15 protein-coding genes and 1 pseudogene are annotated in these 23,678 nt (G+C 66.7%); 8 read left to right on the top strand and 8 right to left on the bottom strand.

The window, feature by feature from the left end; all coding sequences use genetic code 11:
* The first annotated feature begins 686 nt into the window (after positions 1 to 686).
* Both O7628_RS32295 and O7628_RS32290 read left to right on the top strand, forming a co-directional pair.
* The gene (locus O7628_RS32295; protein ID WP_278136116.1) at positions 687 to 1,031 is read left to right on the top strand and encodes a hypothetical protein; all 345 of its coding nucleotides are present in this window, start codon (positions 687 to 689) and stop codon (positions 1,029 to 1,031) included.
* Positions 1,032 to 1,080: 49 nt separating this feature from the next.
* Positions 1,081 to 2,037: a DDE-type integrase/transposase/recombinase gene (locus O7628_RS32290; RefSeq protein ID WP_278136115.1), complete on the top strand. Its 957-nt coding sequence runs from the start codon at positions 1,081 to 1,083 to the stop codon at positions 2,035 to 2,037.
* Here the strand turns inward: O7628_RS32290 and O7628_RS32285 are convergent.
* Entirely contained in the window at positions 2,029 to 3,021 is a 993-nt protein-coding gene (locus O7628_RS32285) for a DUF6880 family protein (protein ID WP_278136114.1), read from the bottom strand. The genes O7628_RS32290 and O7628_RS32285 overlap by 9 nt on opposite strands.
* 420 nt (positions 3,022 to 3,441) lie before the next feature.
* Here O7628_RS32285 and O7628_RS32280 point away from each other — a divergent pair, with 420 nt between their 5' ends.
* A complete protein-coding gene (locus O7628_RS32280; RefSeq protein ID WP_278136113.1) occupies positions 3,442 to 4,728 on the top strand; it encodes a hypothetical protein in 1,287 nt (428 codons plus the stop codon).
* Between the two features lie 93 nt (positions 4,729 to 4,821).
* Here the strand turns inward: O7628_RS32280 and O7628_RS32275 are convergent, their stop codons facing one another.
* On the bottom strand, positions 4,822 to 5,532 hold the full coding sequence (locus tag O7628_RS32275) for an aminotransferase class V-fold PLP-dependent enzyme (protein ID WP_278136454.1): 711 nt from the start codon (positions 5,530 to 5,532) through the stop codon (positions 4,822 to 4,824).
* A gap of 306 nt (positions 5,533 to 5,838) precedes the next feature.
* Here O7628_RS32275 and O7628_RS32270 point away from each other — a divergent pair, with 306 nt between their 5' ends.
* Together O7628_RS32270 and O7628_RS32265 are read left to right on the top strand one after the other, a co-directional pair.
* Positions 5,839 to 6,984, top strand: coding sequence for an exonuclease SbcCD subunit D (locus O7628_RS32270; RefSeq protein ID WP_278136112.1), 1,146 nt, complete (start codon positions 5,839 to 5,841; stop codon positions 6,982 to 6,984).
* Between the two features lie 5 nt (positions 6,985 to 6,989).
* Complete coding sequence (locus tag O7628_RS32265) at positions 6,990 to 10,031, top strand: SMC family ATPase (RefSeq protein WP_278136111.1); 3,042 nt, start codon at positions 6,990 to 6,992, stop codon at positions 10,029 to 10,031.
* Between the two features lie 205 nt (positions 10,032 to 10,236).
* Here the strand turns inward: O7628_RS32265 and O7628_RS32260 are convergent, their stop codons facing one another.
* The 3 genes from O7628_RS32260 to O7628_RS32250 all read right to left on the bottom strand — a co-directional run bounded on the left by O7628_RS32260 (position 10,237) and on the right by O7628_RS32250 (position 11,766).
* Positions 10,237 to 10,539, bottom strand: coding sequence for a hypothetical protein (locus O7628_RS32260; RefSeq protein WP_278136110.1), 303 nt, complete (start codon positions 10,537 to 10,539; stop codon positions 10,237 to 10,239).
* A 209-nt stretch (positions 10,540 to 10,748) separates the two neighbouring features.
* Complete coding sequence (locus O7628_RS32255) at positions 10,749 to 11,303, bottom strand: AAA family ATPase (RefSeq protein ID WP_278136109.1); 555 nt, start codon at positions 11,301 to 11,303, stop codon at positions 10,749 to 10,751.
* A 61-nt stretch (positions 11,304 to 11,364) separates the two neighbouring features.
* Entirely contained in the window at positions 11,365 to 11,766 is a 402-nt protein-coding gene (locus O7628_RS32250; protein WP_278136108.1) for a hypothetical protein, read from the bottom strand.
* A gap of 133 nt (positions 11,767 to 11,899) precedes the next feature.
* Between O7628_RS32250 and O7628_RS32245 the strand changes: the two genes are divergently transcribed.
* Together O7628_RS32245 and O7628_RS32240 are read left to right on the top strand one after the other, a co-directional pair.
* Positions 11,900 to 12,733, top strand: coding sequence for an IS5 family transposase (locus O7628_RS32245; protein WP_278127551.1), 834 nt, complete (start codon positions 11,900 to 11,902; stop codon positions 12,731 to 12,733).
* Positions 12,730 to 13,149 carry a hypothetical protein gene (locus tag O7628_RS32240; protein WP_278127552.1) on the top strand — a complete coding sequence of 140 codons (420 nt, stop codon included), beginning with the start codon at positions 12,730 to 12,732 and terminating at the stop codon, positions 13,147 to 13,149. The genes O7628_RS32245 and O7628_RS32240 overlap by 4 nt, the downstream gene beginning before the upstream one ends.
* A 39-nt stretch (positions 13,150 to 13,188) precedes the next feature.
* On the opposite strand, the pseudogene O7628_RS32235 reads toward O7628_RS32240, so the two are convergent.
* Positions 13,189 to 13,571 (bottom strand): annotated as a pseudogene (locus O7628_RS32235) (IS21 family transposase); the annotation flags it as partial.
* Between the two features lie 160 nt (positions 13,572 to 13,731).
* On the opposite strand from O7628_RS32235, the gene O7628_RS32230 reads away from it, so the two are divergent.
* Positions 13,732 to 14,760 carry a restriction endonuclease gene (locus O7628_RS32230; RefSeq protein ID WP_278136107.1) on the top strand — a complete coding sequence of 343 codons (1,029 nt, stop codon included), beginning with the start codon at positions 13,732 to 13,734 and terminating at the stop codon, positions 14,758 to 14,760.
* Between the two features lie 1,417 nt (positions 14,761 to 16,177).
* On the opposite strand, the gene O7628_RS32225 is transcribed toward O7628_RS32230, so the two are convergent.
* Together O7628_RS32225 and O7628_RS32220 are read right to left on the bottom strand one after the other, a co-directional pair.
* Positions 16,178 to 16,438, bottom strand: a complete 261-nt coding sequence (locus O7628_RS32225) for a hypothetical protein (protein WP_278136106.1) — start codon at positions 16,436 to 16,438, stop codon at positions 16,178 to 16,180.
* Positions 16,435 to 23,403: an RHS repeat-associated core domain-containing protein gene (locus O7628_RS32220; RefSeq protein ID WP_278136105.1), complete on the bottom strand. Its 6,969-nt coding sequence runs from the start codon at positions 23,401 to 23,403 to the stop codon at positions 16,435 to 16,437. The genes O7628_RS32225 and O7628_RS32220 overlap by 4 nt, the downstream gene beginning before the upstream one ends.
* Positions 23,404 to 23,678: the final 275 nt, after the last annotated feature.

The following is a 23,678-nucleotide window of genomic DNA, read 5'->3' as shown; positions in this document are numbered from 1 at the left end:
GGCGCGCGCAGCGGCCGGTCCGAATGCCGGAGGGGCTGGCGGCACGATTACCTGAATTTCGCCCGATGCTGCCGCGTCCGTGGTTCCCGTACTGCCATGTGAATGGTAATCCTGATCGGTCTGATTGGGCAATTCTGGTTGCAAATACGGCATGTTGTGTTCCCCATTGGGTAGACGGGTTTCGCCCGTGTCGTTCAGGGTTCGCGGCCATCGCTTGGAACTCCTTTCCTGTTGGCGGTGCATCGCGTGACTCGTTCCGCCGCGCATGATCTCTTGCGATTTTCGCTGGTCTGTGGCTTGAGACGGGATCTTCGAATCCGTCGAGGGCGTCGTTCTCCGAGCGCTCGGCGGGGAATAGGGACCCACTCCTCGGACCTTCGTCGAAATTGGAGAAGGCAGTTTCCGCTGAGTGTGCGACTCGGCGGGAACTGCCATCTTCGGTCCTGTGGTGCTATTGATATGGGGTCGTGCTCCAGGGAGCGTCTCGCTTGGTGGCCTTGGCTCAGCCCTCTTGGTCAGGATGGTGTGAGACACCCCGTGTGAGTGGGGTGGTGACCTGCTGAGGGCGGGGATCGGAGATCCTTGTGTACGTGTCCACTTCATCTGGCAGGCAGCCGGTGTCCGGCGGCGGGGACCCGGCGCCGAGGCCGTCGCGGCGGGTGTTCAGCCCGGAGTACAAGCTCGCGATGGTCGCCGAGTACGAGAACGCCGCGAACGGAGAGAAAGGTGCGATCCTGCGCCGGGAAGGCTTGTACTCGTCGCACATCATCGAATGGACACGGGCTCGCGATGCCGGGCAACTCGGCCAGGTAGGAGCTCCGGTTACGGATTCCGGTACTGCCGCGGCCGGGTCGCGGGTGAGGAAGTCCGCGGAACAGAGCGAACTGGAGAAGCTGCGCCGGCACAACGAGAAGCTGCAGGCGGATCTGAAGAAGACCCGCATGGCGTTGGACATCATGGGAAAAGCACACGCGCTCTTGGAAGAACTCTCCGAGAGCGCGGACAACGACAACCCGCCGAGGAGGTCCTGACCGCCGTGTTCGGCGAGTTACGCGACGCGGACATCTCGGTGCAGCGGGCGTGCGCGCTGACCGGGACCTCGCGGGCGACCTACTACCGGCGGGCGACACCGGTGGTGGGACCGCGGCACGGGCCTGGCTGCCCCGGACCCCGCCGCCGCAGGCGCTCAGCACGGCCGAACGCGACCGGGTCCTCGCCATGCTGAACTCGCCGGCCTACGCCGACCTGGCGATCCCGCAGGTCTGGGCCAGGGAACTCGACGCGGGCCGCTACCACTGCTCGATGTCCACGATGTATCGCATCGCCCGTGCGGCCGGGCAGAGCCGGGAACGACGCCGGCTGGCGACCCATCCGCCCCGGGTGCGTCCGGAGCTGGTCGCGACCGGGCCGGGTCAGGTGTGGTCCTGGGACATCACCGCGTTGAAAGGACCTGTCAAAGGCGTCTGGTACCGGTGTTACGTCGTGATCGACATCTACTCGCGGTACGTCACCGGCTGGCTCGTCGCCGCCGGGGAGGACGCGGTCGTAGCCCGCGACTTCCTCGCCGACGCGATCCGCCGTAACGGGATCGAGCCACACACCATCCACGCCGACCGTGGCGGCGCCATGGTGTCGAAGCCGGTATCGGAGATGCTCGTCGACCTCGGTGTCCTCCGCTCGCATTCCCGACCTCGGACCTCGAATGACAACCCGTACTCCGAAGCCCAGTTCAAGACCATGAAGTACGTGCCGGACTTCCCGGCCAGGTTCGGGTCCCTCGCTGACGCAAGGATCTTCTGCGACGGCTTCTTCACCGCCTACAACCACGAGCACCGGCACTCCGGGATCGGCTGGCACACCCCAGCGTCGGTCCACTACGGCACCGCCGAGCAGATCCGCGAGCAACGCCAACACGCCCTCGACGCCGCCCACGCCGCCCACCCGGACCGGTTCAACCGCCCGCCGCGCGCACCGAAACTGCCCGACCAGGCCTGGATCAACCAGCCAACCCAGCAGGAACAGACCGTCTCAGTTTGACTTGACAACTACCGTCTCGTTCCAGCGCGCGAGCCCGGTGTGCCAGGCCTCGTCGTCACGACCGGCGAGAATCAGCACGTCGATCAAATGGGGCAGATATCCCGCCTGCCCTGTGGCGCGTTCGCGTACCACCGTCAACGCCGCCTCGGTGTGCGCGGCGTCCCGGTCGGTGTCGGCCACCGTGGCCAGCAGTGACCGGAAGTTGTCGATCGTCGGTTGAATGTCGAACGCCGTCCGGCGCTCGGCCACCGCCGCCTCCGGTTCACCGGTCTCGATCAACAGCCGGACGAGCAGGTCCCGTAGCGCCACAGCCTGATGCCCCGACGGGTGAGCGGCGAGTCCGCGTCGGGCCCAGCCGATCGCCTCGGCCGGGCGCTGCGCCTGCCCCAGTACCGTGACGATCCGCCCGTACTGGGCGGCGCTGACCAGATGCTCCGCCAGGACCTGTACGTAGCGGTCGGTGTCGCCGGAGACTTCGGCGATCTGCTCCCGCAGGTACCGCACCGCCCACTGCCCGTGCCAGCCATCGGGCTCGGTCCCAGCGGCGGCACGCTCGTCGACCAACCGCGTGACCTCGGCGAGGCCCTTCGGCCCCAGCGCCGGCGCCCACTCGCGCAGCACCACATCCGGCCAGCCTGGGCCGTCACACACCAGCTTCACCAGCCACGCCGCCAACCCTGCCGGCCGCGGCGGCGCGGCCCGACACGCCCGGCCGTAGACCTCCATCAGGTACGCGAGGTCGTTGCCGAGCACGCCCGAGGAGCTGTCCATGTACATCAGGGCACCCGTCATCCGATCGACCGCCTTGCGCAGCACCGGCACCACGACCGACGCCTCACCCGCCTCGATCAACTCCTCGCAGCGGTCGGCGACCTCACGCGCCGTACGCGAGTAGGCGTCCCGGCCCGAGTACGGATCACGGCGACGATCCCGCCGCAACCGATCCACCAGCACCGTCAACTCGCTGTCGCCCTGCACCCTCACCGGTACATCACACCAGACACGCAGGCCACCCCGATGGGCCAAGCGACCCGACACGGCCACGAGGCCAACCGACCTGCCAACGATCACCGTCGAGAAGACCTTCCTGGGTTCGAGACGGGGCTCGGGCCGACGGCTCGAACCCCGCTCCAGTCCAGCAAGCTGAGCTCAGCTGAGCGGGATGACGCCAACCAGGCCCAATCCAAGTTGGGCATCGGTTCGTGTCAATCCCGACAGAAGCCCAAGCCCAACACTCCAGGTCAAGGCCAATTTCGAGGCGTTCGGCCTTTGAGGCGACTCGAACCCCAACGCTGCACCCATCTTCGCAATCACGAGATGTCGAGGCGGCGGTAGGGCCCGCGCGGAGCCGTCGGGAAGGGCGGGGGACACCGGCGGTTGCCGGGGGTGGGCAGAATGCCAAGGGTGGATCTACGGCGAGCGCTCGACATCGTTGCCCAGCCTTGGACGTACTTCGGCGTGAGCGATGCCCAGCTCTGCGCTGACGTGCAGGCGTGCATTACTGATGAACTGGGCGTGCGGGACGTGCCCGCGCTCGATGGTGAGGCGACGGTGCGGCCGTTGGATGTGCTGCTCCGGCTGGCGGTGGCGACGAAGCCGCAGTACCAGACGGATCTGTACGAGGCGCACCGACACTGGTCACTGCTGCGGTACCTGGGTCTGTTCGATGCGGACCCGGATGGACAGCTGTGCCTGTCGTCCGCGGGCCGGCGGATCGTCGGGAGCCAGCGAAGGGTCACCTCGGAGGAACTGGGCATCGGCTTCGCCGTGCACCGGGCGCAGGAATGGGTGGCGGCGCGTTGGCCCGGTGCCACGGTTACCGGTGTCATCGATATCGACGTTGCGTTGTCCAGCGGCGTCATCAGGACCGATGGTGTCACCTCATCCGTCGTGCAGCGCGGGGGCCGACGCCCGGACTATCTGCTGATCGCGGAGAGCCCGGGCAGCGAAGACGGGTTCCACTACGCGGTGGTCGAATGTAAAGGCACCAAGGCTTGGAGGTATGGCCTGGATCAAATGGCATCGGCTTGTGTGCAGTTGCGCGGTGTGGCTGTCGCGAGTCGCCAACCTCCAGGGCTCGCCGTCGGTACCGTCCTCGCGGACGACAGGGTGCGTTGTCGGGCGCTCGAGCTGTACCCCGGACACCGCGGGCGCCACGAGCCGGGAACAAGCGCGGTGGAACTGCCGGAACCGTTCGAGGACTTTGCGGAGGTGCACGTCGAGCGTGAGACGTTCGAGCGGACCGTTCATGTCGACATCGACGCGCAAGTGCCGCTGTCGGCGGAGAACTTGGTGCGGGCGGGGACGCAGGCATCTTGGGCCAGCCTCGCCGATTTCGCCGGCAACGACTATGCGTTCCAGAGGTGGGCACCTCCAGTGTTTCGGGCCAACCTGGATCGAGATGCGCAGGCGCGGCCGCAGAGGGTCGAGCGCCGGACCCGCGGCGGGCTGGATGTCGTGGGCGTCCGCAATCTGATCACCCTGCCGGGCGGAGAGCTTGAGGTGGTGTTCGGCTTGGCCGCGGAGGTGGACGAAGCGCTTGCCGACCGCGACGCGGACAGGGTAATCGAGGCTCAGAGGCGGGTAGCCGGGCGGCGAGCCCAGGAGGGTGATGCCGCGAGGCGCGAGCCCGGCGACGACGTCACCGCTGTCTCCGACGACGGAGCCGTGTTGATGCTCATCCCGCGCTAATGAGGAAGTTATGTGCGGCTGCGAGCAGGTCAGCCCCTATGCGTGAGCGTGAGTTCACGTCCTAGGAGCTCAAGAGAGCATGGTAGCCAACGCTTACCCCGGCGGTGGTGTCGTGGCGACTGAGCTGCCGATCCGGTGGGCGGCGTGTTCGATGTCGCTCTCCCGGGTTTCACGGCCGAGGCTGAGGCGGATGGTAGCTCGCGCGTCGGAATCGGGCAGGCCGATGGCGGTGAGGACGTGGGACGGTTTGGCGTGCCCGCTGGCGCAAGCTGATCCATTGGAGATGGCGAGGTCGGGTAGGGCGTCGATGAGATCGGCGGCGTCGATGCCGGGGATGGTGAGGCTGAGGTTGCCGGGTAGTCGGTGCTCGGGGCTGCCGTTGATGTGAGCGTGTGGAAGGGCGGCGAGTAGTCGGTCGGCGAGGCTGTCACGTAGCTGCGCGATGCGTGGGGTTTCGTGTTCGCGTTCGGTGGCGAGGATGCGGAGGGCTTCGGCGAGGGCGATGGTGCCGGGGAGATTGATGGTGCCGGCCCTGAAGCCGTGCTCCTGGCTGCCGGCGTATTGGGGCCGTAAGGGCGTTCCGCGGCGGATGTAGAGGGCGCCGATGCCTTTGGGGCCGTAGATCTTGTGTGCGGAGATGGTGAGCAGGTCGACGCCGAGCCGGTTGACGTCGATGTCCAGTGCGCCGATGGCTTGGGCGGCGTCGGTGTGTAGTAGCACGTTGTGGCGGCGGGTGATGGCGGCTATGTCGGCGATTGGTTGGATGGTGCCGATTTCATTGTTGGCGTACATCACTGACACCAGAACGGTGGGGTCCTCTCTCCACCGAAGTGGGGTAGCTCACCGCATGGTCCACAGCGGACGACTCTTTACCCGAGGTGTCCTCGCCGAAGTGTGAGACAGTGCGACCGGTCGGCTGTGGCGGTATGGCACGAGGCCCTCCAAGGCCAGCGGCGCCGACGGTGCCAAGAGGACCACCCTCCGCTCCTCCAGCCATCCCATAGCAAAGGTTTCCCGTACGGACTGCCGGGACACACCCGATCTTCGTCCGGAAGTGTGGTCGGCTGGGGTGATGTGCAGCGGTCAATGGATGTTCTAGCGTCTCGGCTCGTGCGTTTTCTTCACACCTCGGACTGGCATCTGGGCCGTCATCTGCACGGCATCAGCCTGCACGACGCGCATCAGGCGTTCATCGACCATCTCGTCGAGGTTGCTCGGAGCGAGCGGGTTCATGCGGTGCTCATCGCGGGTGATCTCTACGACCGGGCGGTGCCGCCGCCGGACGCGGTCGGTCTGTGGGATCAGGCGCAGACCCGGCTCGTGCTGGAGGTGGGGACCCAGGTGGTCGTCATCGCCGGGAACCATGATTCGCCGGCGCGGTTGGGTGTCAGTTCCCGGTTGCTGGAGCGGGCCGGTGTGCACGTGCGGGTGGGCACGGGTGCGGTGGGTACGCCGGTGCTGCTGGAGGACGAGGACGCGAGGGTCGCTTGCTACCCGGTGCCGTTCCTCGAACCGGCGTCGGCGGTTGCCTCCTGGGGGGTCGAGGATCGGAGTCACGCGGCGGCGCTGCGTGCCGCGATGAGTAGGGTTCGGTCGGATCTGGCCCTTCGTCCCGGCTATCGGTCCGTCGTCATGGCGCACGCCTTCGTGTCCGGCGGTCAGGGTTGTGACACTGAGCGGGACATCAGCGTGGGTGGAGTGCAGCATGTGCCCGGTGCGGTGTTCGAGGGCGTCGACTATGTGGCGTTGGGTCACTTGCACGGGCGTCAGCGTCTGGCCGACGGGTTGCGGTACAGCGGTTCACCGCTGGCGTTCAGCTTCTCCGAGGCTGCGCACGTCAAGTCGTCCTATCTGGTGGATTTTGGTGTCGACGGGCTGCGTGGTGCGGAGGAGGTTCCTGCTCCGGTGCCGAGGCGGATGGCCCGGCTCACCGGCACCGTGGAGGAATTGTTGAACAGCCCTGCCTACAGCGCGTATGAGCAGTGTTGGGTCGAGGCGACGTTGACCGATGTGGTGCGTCCGTTGTCGCCGCACGAGCGGCTCAAGCGTCGGTTCCCACATCTGCTGAAGCTCGTGGTGCCGAGCCTGGCCGTCGAGGTGGGCGGCCGGGATCTCGCCGATCTGGATCGGCTGTCACCGGTGGAGGTGGCGCTGGACTTCGTGACCGAGGTGCGTGGTCGGCCGGCGGACAACGACGAGGTCGCGCTGCTGCAGCGGACCTTCGACGAGCTGCGCCGGGTGGAGGTGACCCGCTGATGCGATTGCACCGGCTGACCATGACCGCCTTTGGGCCGTTTCCCCACACGGTGAGCGTGGACTTCGAGGCGCTCACGGCCGACGGCCTGTTCCTGATCCACGGGGACACCGGCGCGGGGAAGACCACGATCCTCGACGGGATCTGCTTCGCCCTGTACGGGTCCGTGCCCGGTTTCCGGGACGATGCCAAGTCGCTGCACTCGCAGCATGCCGCCGTTGGCGTCGGCCCCCGGGTCGAACTGGACGTCACCCTGACCAACCGACGGCTGTTGATCAGCCGCAGCCCCGAGTGGATACGTCCCCGTAGACGCGGCAGCGGGACCACCCGGCAACAGGCCCTTGTCGAGATCGTCGAACAGCTCCCGGACCGGACCGAGTTCGTCACCAAGGACCACCGGGAAGCCGCCGACCTGATCAGGGCGGAGACCGGCCTTGACGTCCAGCAGTTCTGCCAGGTGGTCCTGCTGCCCCAGGGCGGGTTCGCCAGGTTCCTGCAGGCGTCTGCCGACGACCGGCAGGGGCTCCTGCGGCGCCTCTTCGACATCGAGATCTTCACCCGCGCCGAGGGATGGCTGGCGGAGCACCGGACGCAACTCGGCCAGCAGGAACGCGCGGCCCTCGGCACGATCCGCGACCTGACGCAGCGCTTCGCCGAGGTGGTCAAGGTCGAGGTGCCCGCCGATCTCGACAAGCCTGACACCTTGAGTGAGCTGGACGCCTGGGCCGCCGCGCACCGAAACCGGGCCGCTGACCTGGTGGAGACCCTGGCCCAGAACATGGCCGTGGCTACGGCGGAGGAGCAGCGCCTCGACCAGGTTCGGCAGGCCGCCGCGACCCTCGCCAGGCAGCAACGGGAGTACCAGGCGGCGGTGCAGCAGCGCGATGAGCTGACGACACGCAAGCCGGAGCGTGACCGCTGGAAGCGCCAGCTCGACTCCGCCCGCGCGGCGGCGACGCTGAAGCCGTACCTCGACCAGGTCGACCGGCGGCACACCGACCTCGACCTGCTCCGCCGCACGACGATCGAACACCTCGCCTCGCTGCCCGCTGACGTGGCGGTGCTGCCGGACCGTATCGCGCTGACTGTCCCGGACAGCGGGGAGGCCGTCGACGTGGCCGACCTCGACGTCAACGCGCTGACCCGGGCGGAACAGACCCGCACCACGCAGCTGCGTGCCGCCGAAGCCGCGATCGACAGCGAGGCGCGACGGACCACGCTGCGAGGGCAGCGGACAGCGGTCGGCAAGAAGCTCGAAGATCTGGCCAGCCGAAGCGAGAAGGTCAACGCCCGCCTGGCCGAGCTGCCTGTCGAGCATGCCGAGATCACTGGCCGGCGCGAGCAGGCCCTGGCGGTGGCCGCCGACCGGGAGGCCGCCGAGCTGCGGCTGGACGAGGCGCAGAAGCAGGCCAAGGCGTGCAAGCGCCGCGACGACCTCACCGCGCGGCTTGCGACCGCCGAGGAGGAACGGCGTACTGCCGTCGACCGCCACCAAGCCGCCGAGGCCCGGCACCTCGACGTACGGCAGCGTCGGCTGGCCGGCATGGCCGCGGAGCTCGCTGGTGAACTGCGGCCCGGTCAGCCCTGCGGGGTCTGTGGCTCCCCGGAACACCCCGAACCCGCGCAGGCAGCCGCCGACGCCGTCTCCGCCGCCGACGAGGACCACGCCAAGACGGAGGCGGGCGAACTGCTCGACGAACGTCGCAGCGCCGAGATCACCGTCGAGCGCATCAACGCCCAGCTCAACGAAGTCACCGAGACGGTCGGTGACCTGACCGCAGCACATGCGAGGTCGACGGTCACCGAGGCACGCAAGGCGGTGCGGGCGGCGACCGAGGCGACGAAACTGGCCGACGATCTCGGCGCCCACCTGGAAACCCTCGACGTGATGCTGGCCGATCAGCACCGCGAGGCCGCCGACATCGGCCGCGACGAAGCGGTAGCGAACGCCCAGCAGGCCGCCCTGACCGCGCAGATCACCGAACTCGACGAGAGCATCGACGCCGTCCGCGGCCAGGACAAGACCCTGCGGGTGCGGGTGACCCGCCTGACCGGGGAACTCGCCGAGGTCAGGACCGCAGCGACCAACCTGGGGCAGTGGCTACAGGCAGGAAGGGAACTCGCCGACGCCCACCGGGAGGCGCAGCACCACCTGCACCTGTCGGAGTTCGCCGACACCGTGGCAGCGCGGGCCGCAGCCCTGACCGACCCCGAGATCGTCGACCTGCAGGAGCGTATCGACGCTTTCGACGGCGGGCACCACCAGGCCGCAGGGCGAGCACAGGACCCCACCCTGCTCGCCGCCGCACACCAACCATCACCGGACGTTGAGGGCAGCGAACAGACCTACCAAGCCGCCCGACTGCGGGCCACGGAGCTGCACGCCCAGCATGGCCTCGCCGTCGAGCAACACGACCGGCTGAAGCAGCTGGGCCCGGATCTGGTCAACGCCCTCGCTCAGTGGAGACCCATCCGCGCCGAGTACGAGATCGCCAACCGCCTCGCCCAACTCGTCGAGGGCAAGAGCAGCGACAGCGGTACCCGGATGACCCTCTCCACCTATGTGCTGACCCACCGGTTCCGGCACGTCGTCACAGCGGCGAACACCCGACTCGGGCAGGTCACCCACAACCGCTACCTACTGCGCCATGTCACCGAGTCGGACACCGGCCGCCGCGCCGGCCGCAATGGGCTCGGCTTGTCCGTCGTCGACGCCTGGACCGGCCAGGAACGCCGCCCGGCCACCCTCTCCGGCGGGGAAACCTTTCTGGTCTCGCTGTGCCTGGCGCTCGGCCTCAGCGACGTCGTCCTGGCTGAGGCCGGCGGCACCCAACTCGGCAGCCTCTTCGTCGACGAAGGCTTCGGGACTCTCGACCAAGAAGCACTCGACCAGGTACTCGACGCCCTCGACGGCCTGCGCTCAGGTGGCCGCACCGTCGGACTGGTCAGCCACGTCGCGGAACTACGTCGGCGGATTCAATCCCGCCTCTACGTCCGTAAGACAGCCACCGGCTCCACCGTGGCCGTCGAAACCCAAGCAACCGACTGAGGACACTTCGGCTACGCCTGTTCCTCCCGGTCAAGCCCAGCTAACAGGGCTTCAACGACTCCGGTTGGTCAAGCCACTACCACCAAACAACGATCGACCTGTAGGGGCCGGCAGTAGCCCCGCCGCCGGTGCTTGCCGGGCGGCGTTGTCCTGTCCTGCGGCGGGCGGCACAAGCATCGCGCGGCGTTACCTCCGCGCGCGATGATCAGCAACCGGCCGTACCAGCCATTCCTACGGCATGCTCAGCGAGGAGATCGGCGTAGATGTCGACATCCACGGTGTCGTAGTGGCAGCGCGCAAGGAGCCGGTTGAGTCGCTGGGCGATCTCGTCCGAGGCGAGGTCGAGGCGCCCACACAGGTAACGGTGCGCGCCCACGAGCGGCTCGGCGATCTCCTGCGGCTCGGTGCGGGCGATGTGGTAGGCGTCGCGGAGATGACCGGACAGGTCGTCCCAGACGAGGATGGCTTCCTCGACCAGGTCGAGCGCGTCAGGGGTCGCGGGCTCCAAGCGGTTAAAGCGAAGTCTGCTATGACCGCGTAGCGAAGATCGGCTCCGGGCAGGGTGCTGCGGCCGGCGCCGGATCCCATCCTCGGCCGGCGACGCCACCCCCCTGATCGCTTCGCCGAGGAACCGGCCACCGGTCGTGCCTGTCGGCGGCCAGCTGAATTTCCCGTGGACGGCCAGCACCAAAGCTACGCAAGGTAACGACAGGTACCTCATCGCCCTGCGTTCGCAAAGGCAACGATCTCGTCGAGTCCGGGGCGATAGCCGTCGCTGGTGTCCACCTCGATCGCGGGCACGTCGAGCCGGATGGGCTGGAAGCCGTCGTGGCCGACGGCATGGGTTTGATGGTCGCCGAGGTAGGCGTCGGCATGGGCACGCCGAGTCGCGTTCTCGTCCTGCCGTCGCTGGACACGGTCAAAGGCCGTCTGCGCGTCGACCTGGCAATGCACAATCCGGATGTCGGCGATCCCGATCAATGGCTGCAGGCCGGGGCGCCACAGGCGGTCTTGGAAGGCCGCCTCGGCGACCGTGGTGACGCCTGCGCTCAACAGCAGTTGAAGCACCTTGAAGAACGTGGGCAGGGTCCTCAGGGACAGCTCGTCGGCCGGTGCGGCGATGAAGTCGCCGGCCGCGTGGACCATGCCCTCCTTGATCTCGTCCCGGCAGATCGCCGGGCAACCGATTCGTCGGGCGAGCAGGTGGGCGAGTGTCGTCTTGCCAGCCCCCGACGGTCCGCTGATGACGACAAGGGTCGGCGTTGTTCCCATCACGTCGTTATAGCTCGGCCGGGTGCGTGGCGCAGCACCGGGAGGGATCAGCGCTGAGTAGTCATCTACGGCCAGATACCTCCCCGCTAAGTGGCCGCCAGCGGGGAATCTGAACTGGCCACCAACACGTGCCCGTATTCGTCATCGCGACGATGACCAGTTCCTCACCGACGGTGCGGCACCACACTCTCGTGCCGACGTGCCCCGGCGGGGTCGAGTAGCGCGCCGACCCGACTCGGACCGTCTGATCATCGTTGACCAGGCGTTCCTCACCCAGCGCGGCGGTGTGCGGCTCGCCGGGTAGCACGTGCAGATGGGCACGTTCGACCGCGAGCCGGTCGACCGACGCCGCGCCGGTCTCCCGATGCACGCGGGCGTTGATGTGCTCACACCACTTCTCACACGCGGCGACCAGCTCGCCGAACGTGCCGTAGGCGCCGCGCAGGTTGGCCTCGGTGGGCACCAGATCGACCTTGGCGACCCGGACCGTCGCCTCAGAGGGTGGTTCGGTAGCTTTCGTCCAATATGGGTTTGGGCTGGCATGTGAATGTGAGCCGTGGTCGTAACCGGTAGGTCCGGCCGGCGTTGGGCTGATCATGGGTGAGCGTGCGGCGTATCCGAGTGACCTGACCGATGAGCAGTGGGCGGTGGTGGGTCCGTTCCTGCAGGCGTGGAAGGACCGGCATCCGTCGGTGTCGGGGCATCAGGGTCGCTACGAGCTGCGGGAGATCGTGAATTCGATCTTCTACCAGAACCGGACGGGTTGTCAGTGGGCGTACCTGCCGCACGATCTGCCGCCGAAGTCCGCGACGTATTACTACTTCGCCCAGTGGCGTGACGACGGCACTGACCAGGTGATTCATGATCTGCTGCGGTGTCAGGCGCGGGAGAAGGCCGGCCGTCGGGAGGATCCGACCGCGGTGGTGCTGGACACTCAGTCGATTCGGGCGGCCAACCACGTCCCGGCGGCGACGACCGGCAAGGACGCGGCGAAGAAGGTGCCGGGCCGTAAGCGGGGCCTGGCGGTGGACGCGCTGGGGTTGATCATCGCGGTGGTGGTCACCGCGGCGTCGGTCACCGACAATGCGATCGGTGTGAGGCTGCTGGACAACGTCCTCGCGCACACGCCGACGGTGACCAAGGCGTGGGTCGATGCCGGGTTCAAAGACGACGTGCAGATCCACGGCGCGGTCCGAGGTATCGATGTCGAGCAGGTCCTGCGGTCCGACACGACGGCCGGGTTCGTGCCGGTGAAGCGCCGGTGGGTGGTGGAGCAGACCAACGGCACGTTGATGCTGCACCGCCGTCTGGTCCGCGAGTACGAGAGCCGACCCGCCTCCGCGGTGTCACGCACCTGGTGGGCCTCGACGGCGAACCTCATCCGCCGGTTGACCGGCACCGCCACCACGTCCTGGCGCGACCAACGGTGACGCAGCCGACGCTGCTGGCCCTGCTCACCGAACGCGAGAACGCCGCCGGCCTGGCCGTCGAGCGGCTCCGCGCCCAGATCGCTTCCCTCGACGAGCAGCTCACCGCGGCCGAGACCGAGGTCGCCGAACTCGCCATCACCCGCAAGACGCTCCTGAGCCTGGGCGGCCCACTCGATCCGGCGGCACCTGCTGACCCGACCGTCGCCAGCCCCGCCTACCAACAGATCCTCGCCGTGTTCCACGGCGCCAACGCACCGATGCGCGCCAAGGACATCTGCCAGGCCCTCGCCGCCGGCACCACCGCGAAGGACACCGAGAATCTCCGCGCGAAGCTCAAACGCCTCGTCGCCCGCCAGATCCTCACCGAACCCGAGGCCGGACTGTTCACCCTGGCCCCGCCGACGGCGTCCGCGTAACCCCCACCACCAGGGCCGCTAACGAACCGTCAAACCCGCATCGGACAAAGCCTCCCGAACCACCCTCTCAACCCCACCCTTGGACTCCGGGTCGAACGGCTCACACGAGTGCACGGTCGCCCCGTAATGCCTCCCGGCAGCCACCACGGTCGGATGCCGCACGGCGACGCCGGCGACGTGGTCGACGGTGACCGTCTTGGCGTTGTCACCCAGCAGATACGCCGGCACGCCCCGATCGGGCGCAAAGTGGCGTCCAGGCAGGCGATCAGCGTGCCCATCGTCTGATCGAAGACCGGGACCACCACCCGGAGCCGCGACCATGCCAGCCACGCGCAGAACAGATGCGTCTTGCGCCCGGCGACGCGGGGCCCGTCGCCCCAGTCGAACTGCAACCACAGGCCGGGCTCGGCCACCCACGGCCGACCACGAAGCGGCCCGCGCATACATCCAATCCATGATCGCCCACGAGCGACGAAAGGCCGCCGAAGACGCCGACACCGGCCGGTAGCCCACCCCGCCACTCGCCCGCCTACGTGACAATGCGCCCCACGGCCATCGACCTCCGCATGCGAGGATCAGGCCATGGCGCTGATCTCCGCCGATGCCCTGGCCGGATATCTCCTTGAGGAGGCGATCGCCTTCCTGCTCAGCTCGAACGGATACCGCCTCTTGCAGCACTCGGACGCTGACGAGCAAGCCTTGCGTCAGGCGGGACACGGCCTGCTGGTTCGCGGCCGGGGCGCCGATCACCAAGCTGACGTGTTGGGTGACCTGCTGATGCCGACACCGTTCTCACTGCCTGTTCGGCTGTTCGTCGAAGCGAAGAACCGCAGCTCGAAGGTCGGTCTGGCGGAGGTGCGCAACGCCCACGGCGTCATCGATGACGTGAACCAGCAGTACTCGACCGAACTATCGATGTCTTACCGGCATCCGCTACGCCGGTACCAGTACCGCTACGCGCTGTTCTCCGCGGCCGGTTTCAAGAAGGAAGCCCAAACCTATGCACTAGCTCAGCAGATCTCGCTCGTCGACCTGTCCGGGCCCGCGTTCGAACCCCTCATCACCACTGTGGAAAGAGCTGCGAACCTGATCCTCACGGCAGCCGTTGCTACGGGCCTCACCACCTTTCCGGTCCGACAAGTACGAACGGCACTCCGAACCGCTTTCGGCAATGCAGGAGCCGAGTCGACCGCGGCTGGGACGCCCACCGACGGCACGAACAGCGGACTACCAGCGGATCTGCTGGCGTCCTGGGCAGCCCGGACGACCGCCGAGCTGCAGGATTCGGCTACCGGCGAAGGACTCATCCTGGGCTTCCCTGCAGCGCCGTTCATTCTGGCCATGCACCCCGAGAGCATGGACGACTTCGAGACCTTCATCGCCGAACACGGCTCTGACATCCGAGTAAATATCCGTTTCGGCCGCGAAGGGCCTCGTGGGGACTGGACCATCACCCCGTACAAGATCCTGAGGCTTTCCGGCTATCGTTCGGTCTCCCCGGCGCGCTCGAGACCTGGCTGTTGTCCGTTCCCGAGCAGGAAAGCCGGCGAGCGGCAGACGCGAAACGGACCTTACTGCCAACGATCAGCCTCTTCCTGGAGGACCGGCTGATCCAGTTGCGATACCAACCCATGCAAGCACCTCCCCGGCCCGCCCCGGAAGACGACGAGCGTGCTCAGGGCGACGCGGGGACTGACGCAGCCGATACCTCCTTCCTGCGACGTAACCTCCCCGCACAACCTCGGCACCGCAGACGTCCCGAGCCGCCGATCGTGATCGAGAATCAAGCCGAGCGGGTGCCACGCGACGTTCGAGGTTGGTCGATAGGAGCAGCTGCGGAGCTGATGCGCGTGCTCGACAACTCCTACCCAATGCGGGCAATCTTGATCCGTACCGCGGCACGCCAACACGGTCGGCTCGAGCGAAACCAGGTATACGCGATCGCCGAATTCCCACCGGATCGAACACTGCGCGGTCTGACACGTCCCACAAACCGCATCACGGCCGCCCTCATCGAGCAAGGCCGCCTTCCCGATGAACTGGAGTATCCGTTACAGACAGGCTACGACCACGGGGTCCAAGCAACTCACTTCACCGTGCCGCCCGACCTCGTGAGGGCACTCCGAGCTCTTGGGCCACCACGAGGCATCTGACGAGGGTCCTGCTACCGGCTGAGCGGGCAGCTTGAGCGTGGTGGCTATGGGCAGCCCAGGTGGGCTATCCCTGTACGACTACACGTGTGCTATTGAAGTGCCATAGTGTTGGTAGACGGCAATATCGTATGTCGGATATTGGTTTGTGTAGATCTCGTACACGTTATTTTCCCACGAAGCGTGATGTCTATTCGCGTTTCATGGAATTCCCGTCCCGTTGGGCGGGGATTCTTGCTGTCGTGGCGAGGAAGCTCGCCGCCGGGGTGAGCGGGTAGATCGCAGTTTCGTCCTCGAGGGTCCAGGCGTGCTGCTCACACACGACGATCATGCTGTTTGTCCGCAGGTGGGTGGCGTCTCTCACCGGGTCAGGGTTGCGCAGCGCGGGGTGGTGGCGGTGAAGTCTGCGTTCGTGGCGGATGCGGTCGAGGAGGTGGTCTTCCCGGATGTAGAGAGTCTTCGGGCGGTGGGGTGCTTTGGTGTGACTGCTGGTGTGGCCGTGGCGGCAGCGGTAGCCGGGTTGGCCGTGGACCCAGTGGGAGCCCATGGTCCTGCCGCAGACACCGCAGCACACCAGTTCGGCCAAGAGGTAGTTGCGGGGAGCGCCGTCGATTGGCGTCGGCGCGGTGTGGATCGCCTGGGCCGCGACGAACTGCTCAAACCGCCGTGTTTCCAGTCACAGCTGCAGTCGCAGCGTGGCGCCTGAGTCTCACACGTGTGGGTGAGGTGCAGATTCTCAAAAGGCTGGGCTGAGTCGGCGTGTACCTGCTTGGCCAGACAAGTGAGCGGTGCCAACGCCTTGGGCGATGGCACCGCTCGACTCTATGGGCTTTAAGGAGCGGCCGGTCTTTCTGCTGCGCTACCGCTCCACCCGTTGCTTACTCGTATACCAATGCTGCTCGAAAAATTGCGGCTATCATGGCCCAGTCCGGAGTCTCCGGTGCCGGCTCCTTCATGACATTCTTGAAGAAGCTGTCCATGGACATGGTCCAGCGGCCTGCGGAGTCAACGAAGGTGTCAGTGGAGGGGTTCGCAACCGAAAGACGCCCGTCGCGAATCTTGGCCGCGAGTCCTGTTAAGTACAGGGCAAGATCATCGCGGTTCTCAATTGCGTTTATTTCTACATCTGGCCAGTTCATGGAATCCATTCTACCGGATCAAAGTGCGTGATAATGATAGACCGTCCTTCGTTTTTGGTCGTGAACTTCCATGCTTCGTTCGCGGCTTCCTCTGGTGTGGCCATGCGGAACGGCATTGGAATGCCCGCTTTTTGAAAGGCTACTAGCCTGCGATTGTCCAACGTGTAGATCTGTCCATCTCTTACGGTGAGGCGCACGGGAGGGAGATCTGTCGGCCTGGTGTAACCAGAGCGCAGTGCGGCTGCCGTTTGCTCGATCGTCTCCCCCGTGCTGAAGCGAGGGCTGACCGTGTCCTGCGAGAACCGTACCAGGCTCGGATTGATCGACCCACCGCAATTGTGCACAAGGATCGATGTGTTGTCGACGATCACATAATAGGTGTGAAAAGTAGCGACGGTCAGATCGTTCATCATTCTGTCGCCGGAGAAGCTTCTCGCTTCGACGACCGTCACTATGGTCCCCGTGGAGGTCTTTAGCCTCTCGGTGGGCATGAGATCCGCAGCGGCTACCCATCCGTTGCGGCTCTCGCTCCAAATCGGGTGGTGCCCCGTTGTTTTCAGCGTGGAGAACGAGCCGTCTGCAATCCGTACAGACAAATCAGTGAGATCTTTGTCCCGATTGACGTGCACCTCGACCACGGCCTGAGGGCTTGTAGTGCCGGTTTCTGGGTTGTGAGCTAGGACTGCGTCGCCTACGGTGACTTCCGCGATCGGGCGGCTGCTGCCGTCGGCCATGAGCACGGGGGTGGCAGGGTCGAAGCTGTGTTTGGCGCAACCGGACTTCGCTGTGGGTGCGCCGCCGCCACCATTATTGGAGGGCTTCCCCCTGGTTGTTGGACCTGGCTCCTTCGTCGGCGGCTTCGGCGGCTTCGGGGCAGGGGCTTGATTGGCTGCGGACCGGGCATCCGCCTTGATGGCCGCCATTTCGCGTGCGTCGGCTGCATGGTTAATCTTGGGTGCAGGTCCAGTCGGCGCCTTTCCGACAACAGACTTTACTCTGTCGGCCATCCAGCCGACGGTGGCCTTGCAAAAGGATTTGATTTTGCAGGCCCAGTCCAGGACGGGAACAGTGGAGACTCCTGCCACCACCGCTTCGGTGTAGTTACCCTCCTTGACGTAAATGGCCGCATTGACCCCGTCGCAGACCATTCCGACAGGCAGGAAAAGACCGCACGCTTCCAGGCTTTCATGCGTTTTCTGGCTGCCGGTCTTCCTTGCAGGCCCTGCCCCGTTGTTGCCGGAGCCGCCTCCTTCGACATCTTCTTGACATGCATACCCGTCCAACCCATGTTCACATAGACCCGTGGGCGTATCGACCCCACCGTACTCTGGGATGATCTCGCCGCTGGGGTCGCTATACGTGATGGGGTTGTTGGCGGCGTAGGTGTAGGCGGGGAGTTGGCGGGGGTTGCCGGGGTCGTTGATGGGGTCGACGGAGATGAACCGGCCGATGGTCGGGTCGTACTCGCGTGCGCCCAGGTGTGTCAGGCCCGTGGGGTCCTTGAAGCCGCCGAGGAATCCCTGTTGGTTAGGCCAGGTTGGCTGTGGTCCGCGGGGCGTGCCGTATGGGGTTTGTCTGCGTTGGGTGATGGTCTGGTTGGTGTCGGTGGCGACGCTGAGCTGGGCGGTTCCCTGGTAGTCGCTGGCGAGCCAGGTGAGGCCGGTGACGGTGCGTTGGGCGATGGTCTCGCCGTTGAAGGTGTAGTAGCGGGTGGCGTCGACCTGGCCGGTGCTGGTGTTTCGCCGGACCTCTTGGCCGTCGAGGAACAGGGTGCTGCCCGTGGGGTCGGTGGCGATGAGCCGGTTGCCGGAGGCGTCGTAGATGTAGGAGTTGGCGCCTGCGCTGTCGGTCAGTGTGGCCAGATGTCCTTCGGCATCCCAGGTCATCGTCTGTTGACCTGAGGGGCTGGGTCGGCTGGTCATGTTGCCGGCGTTGTCGTAGGAATAGGAGCCGGTGGTGGTGCCGGTGTTGTCCGTTCGGCTCCAGCCCAGCAGGGCGTGGGGCTGGGCGGCTTGCGGGTTCGGGTAGTTGTAGGTGGTGGTGATGGTTCCGGTCGGGGTGGCCCGCTCGGTCTGGGTCAGCCTGTTCCCGATGCGGCCCTTCGGGTCGGTGGGCGCGCCGAACGACCACTGCTGCCAGTAGGGTGCTGGCCCTCCGAGTTCCTGGTCGTTCTGGGGAGGCGTGGCGCAGTCATGGGACTCGGGTGTCCAGGCCTGGGTGAGTCGGCGTTGGTGGTCGTAGATGAAGCACTGGGTGTCGCGGGTGCCGCTGCCGGGGTTGTCGTCGATCTTTTTGAGGTTGCCGCTGGGGTCGTAGGCGTACTCGATGTTGGCGATCAGGCCCGGGGACGTTGAGCGTGAGACCGAGCTGCTCTTGGCCCGGCCGGTGGCTTCGTCGTAGTAGGTGGCGGACTGGAGGAACTTGGCGCCTGCCAGTGCGGTGGCCCGGGTGATGGTGTTGAGTTCGAACAGGCTGGTGTACCCGGATTGGATGGCGTAGTAGCTGGCATCGCCGTAGTCGGTGGCCAGCTGGTTGGGCATGCCGTAGGTCGTGTCGTACTTGTGGGTCAGGACCTCTTGGCTCAGTCCGCCAGCTGCGGGAAGCGTGAGGTTGTTGAGCGCGCCGCTGGCCTTGAACGTGGCTTTGTTGACGAAGCTGCAGGTCGTGGCACCGATGCCGCAGAAGCCTGCCTGTGAGGCTGGGAGGGTGAGTTTGGTTTGCGTCGGCCGGTAGAGCTTGTCGACGGTGACGGTCTCGTCGCGGTACTCGTCGGTGCCGATGAACCGGGAGGCCGACTTGACGACGCCCTTGACCGGCGAGTCGTAGGTGTATCCGATGCGCTTCTGGCCGGTGAGGCTGCCCTCGCGGACGGTCTCGAGTCGGCCGACCTGGTCGTAGGTGCGGTACAGGTCCGGCGTGTCGGGCCGGGAGTCGGTGGTCTTCTCCAGGTCACCGTACGTGTTGTACGCCATGGTGGAGGTGCCCTGGTCGGGGTCGTTGACCGAGACCGGGCGGCCCTGGATGTCGTAGGTGTAGGACCAGGTGTTCCCCGAGGCGTCCGCGACGGTGCTCAGCTGGCCGGTGGGGTGGTAGGTGTAACTGGTCTCGTCATAGGTGCCGGCCGCCGTGTGGCTGTGGTACTGCCAGAGCTTCTCGACGCGACCCTGGACGTCGGTCCAGGTGGTGATGGCCGCCTCGCCTTGGGCGGGTTCGGTGGTGGTGTGGTCTCCGTGGTAGGTGATGGAGGTGCGGGACTTCTCAACCTGGAGCCCGTTCTGGCCGGCGAGCAGGAGAGAGTGCAGCGGTCGCCCCGCGACGTCGAAGAGAGTCTGGGTCTGACTGGGGACGTCGTAGTCGTTGCCGAGGCGGATCTCGGTGAGGTCGACCGGACTGTTGTTCCAGTAGGCCGAGTTCGCCTTGTAGACCCGGCCGGCGGCGTCGTAGAAGGTGTCGGTGAGGATCCTGCCAGCGCCGTACGCCGGTTCCTGGGTCTGCCTGCCGCGTCCGAGGCCGTCGAGCAGGACGTGGGAAGTGTCGTATCCGCCGTTGGCGTTGAGGGACTCGGTCGTGATCGTGGATGGCTGGGTCTTACGAAGTTGGTAGCTGTAACGGGTCGATGGCGCGGAGGGGTTCGCGGCGCGGTCGCGGTCAGGCAGCCAGACGGCGGTGTTGCGACCCATCGCGTCGTAGGTGTACTCGGTGATCCGCAGGTTGGGATCGGTCGCCTTGATGGGGAGCCCGAGGACCGGGTCGAGGTCGACGATGTCGCTCCACAACAGGGGATTTTTCGTCTCCACCTTGGTGACCGGACCGTCGACGAGCGGGGTGTAGGTAGTGGTGGTGGTCTGCCCCGCGACGTCGGTGGACTCTGTCATGCGACCGCGGGCGTCGTAGACGGCCGTGGACTTCTGCTGGTAGGTGCGGGTGCCGCCGCTGAAGCCGGTGATGGCTTCGGTCTTGGTAGGCAGCCCCTTGGTCGGGGTGGTGCCGTAGGCGAGTGTGTCGAAGCTGAACTTCGTGTCGGCGGTGATCTGGCTTGCGGCGGTCGGCGTGGTGGCGCAGGTGCCGATCCAGCCGTGGGTGCGCTTGACCGGGGTCAGGAGCCAGTTCGTGCCCGTGGTGTTGCGGGCGTACTCGGTCTGTACGCAGGCCTCGTCGCCCGTCTTGTCGTCGTCGCCGTTGTCCTGGACGGTCGTCGGCATGCCGTAGTCGCCATAGGTGGTCGTCGTGCTGGCCCGGCGGACGCCGGTATCGGTGGTGGCCCGGCTGTGGACGGTGGTGACGCGGCTGTAGCGGGCCTCGGCGATCGGGGTTCCCGCGCGGGTCGCGGTGGCGGCCGATCGCCACATGTCGTTGATACTGGCGGCCAGCACGGTGCTACCGAGCCAGCTGATCTGTTCCCGTGGGGTGCCGGCGTAGTGGTCGTAGTCGTTGACGGCTCCGCCTTCGAGACCTTCGACGGTGCTGGTGCGGGTGCCGCCGCCGGCGAGTTTGTCGCCGTACATGCCCCGGTAGTAGAGCGTTTCGGTCTTGACGCGGTTGGTGCCCTCACCGACGTTGGTGGTGACCTTCGGGTAGCCGCGCCACTGTGACCAGCTCTTGCGGTTGTCCGGGGCGAGGCCGTTGTCCTCGTCGTAGTGCCACAGGGGCTGGTTGCCCGGGTTGCTGTACTCGTAGCTGGTGCGCAGCGGTCGGGCCCCGCCGATGGGGTCGATCTGCTGGACCTCACGGACGACGTACTTGTGGAAGTAGTCGGTGATGGGGTCGGTGAAAGCCGGTGGGGTCCACCGGACCGGGTAGCAGAGCAGGGTGTTGCTGTCCAGGGCGCTGGCTGACGGCATTGTTCCGCCCTTGGCGCACTGGCGATCACTGTAGGTGACGAAGATCTGTCCGCCGGTCTCGAGCGTGATCAGGTTGACCCGACGCCAGTTCATGGCCAGCGCCCAGTCCGAGCCGGTGGCGTCGACCCGGTTCTGCATCTGGATGCCCTCGAAGGTCACCTCGGGGGCGACGACCGCCTTGGTGTCGTCGTTCGGTGTGGTGATCAGCGCGGGGTCGTTCAGACCGCGGTGGGTGATCCCTTCCAGCCACAGGCCGGCGCGGGTGCCGTCACCGGGGTCGGGGAACGACTGGCGCAGCGTCCAGGAGTCGGCAGGCTGGTACTTCGACAGGGCGGCCTTCCACACGGAGGTGGTGATCACCGTCGTCCGCTTGGCCGACCAGAAGGTGGGTGAGCCGTTCTGGCAGGGGTTCGTGGAGGCGGTGCACTCCTGGTCCCAGGGGGTGTCCGGCCAGGTGGTGTCGTTCTTGGTCGTGCAGTTGGCCAGGCAGCGGTCGGCGTAGGTGAAGGCCACCCGCATCGGCGCGTTCTGGACGTACGGGGATGCCGCGGCGTACTCGGTGTTGTCGCGGTTGTCGGTGCCGTAGTCGATGCGGGTGAGGTAGCCCGCCCGGTCGTATGCGACGGGCGTCGAGGATGCCTTGTTCTTGGCGTAGTAGTTGGTCTCCTTGCTCCACCACAGGGACATGGTGTTGCCGTGGACGTCCTGGACGTAGTCCAGGTTCCAGCGCCACGCCTGCCGCTTGCCGCCGCACTCGGACGCGGCGAAGGTGCTCTGATGGCACGGCTCGCCGGGGTTGTTGCCGTACACCGGGACGGTCAGCACCGAGTTGGTCGTCGGGCGCGAGGTGCTCCAGCCCGGCAATTGGTGGCGACCGAACCAGTACTGGGTGCCATCGGCGGTGGTGACCTTCCAGTACTCGTTGTCGTCGTCGCCGTTGTTGTAGACCGGGGAGGTCAGCAGCTCGATCTTGGAGCCGTCCTCGCGGCGGGGATGCCACTTGCCGTCGCTGCCCTTGAGCAGTTCGACCGACGACCCACCGAGGGACATGACGGCGTTGTCGGGCCCCCAGCACAGGTCTCCGGTCTTGACGGTGTTGTTCGCGCCGGAGCTGTCCATGTCGTCGGCGCACGCCTTGTACTGCCGCTCGATGAATCCCGGCGAGTAGTCGAAGCCCTCACCGATCATCCCCGGCTGGTTGTTCGTCGCCGCCTGCCTGCCGTCGACCGCCTGTGAGGAGTACGACAGGGCGAGGCTCGGGGCGGGGCCGCCCGGGCCGGGTGGGGTCCTCATCGGGTAGGACCAGTTGAAGCCACCAGTGGAGCCACCATGGCTCCACGAGGACGACGGCGCGAGGCTCGACGCGGTGAAGCTTCCGGCACCACCGGACGGGCCCGCCATCAACGCGATCAGCGTCCCGCTCGTCGCGCTGCCCGGGACCGTCCCGTAGCGCTTCGCATCTGCTCTCGACATAGCGGGTCGGATCGGCCCCGCCGGCACCGACGCCGACACGGTGCGGTCTCGCACGGCGTTGCGGGACTCGAGCGGCGTCACGAGGCAGTTCTTGGCCTCCGGTGAGGTCAGCGCGCACTCGGGCACGCGCACGAGGCGTACCCGCGATGACCAGTCGGCGCCGAACGCACTGGCGAAAGTCGAGTAGTCGACCGTCACCTCGACCTGGCCGTCCGACTGCCCGCCGTCGGTCCGTCCCACCCGGATGAGCAGGCCACCACGCAAGCCAGCCCTCTCCGCAGTGGCCTGGGGCAGCACCTGGACCCGCACCTTGCCCGGAACTGCCGCCGCCGGACGGCGTGCCGAGTCGGAGCCCGATGGTGCGATCGCCACCGGAAGCGATCCGGCACGGACCGGCTTCGAGGTGGTTGCCCGCGCTTCGGTCGCAGGTAAGGTCACTTCGGCGGTTCCCGCCACCGGCCACACCGGCGAGGGGCGTTGGATCTTGTTGGGGGCGGCCTCAGCGTCCGGCGCCGGCTTCGCGGTCCTGACCGGGTGAACGGGCACAGACTCGTAGCGCTGCGGCTTGAGTAGTTCGGCAGTGGCCTCTGGTCGCGCCTGCGCCGGGATCTGCCCGCCGACCGTCGCCAAGGCCATGGCGAGCACGATCACCGCAGCGGTCAGTGGGCGTCGGGGCAACAGAGGGGGAACGTGTGGTCGGTGCCGGACCGGGTGTATCGGCCGGCGGGGTCTGACGGTGGCCATGATGTCCTTTCGCCTGAAGGGCTGCGCGCCGTGCTGGTATCCACGGCGGTGGGTGAGAGCCGGGAGCCGGGGCGCGCCTCGTCTGCCCCTGCTGACCAAAGCCGCATGGCAGTCGTCGTTCGCCCGACTTCGCCGGAGATGGGGTCAGTGCGGCAGGCCTTCCGCCGACGAGCTGGGGCCAA

Origin of the sequence: Micromonospora sp. WMMD956 (genome assembly GCF_029626125.1) — a bacterium.
Lineage (GTDB): Bacteria > Actinomycetota > Actinomycetes > Mycobacteriales > Micromonosporaceae > Micromonospora > Micromonospora carbonacea.
This window is presented reverse-complemented; position numbering and strand designations above follow the sequence as displayed.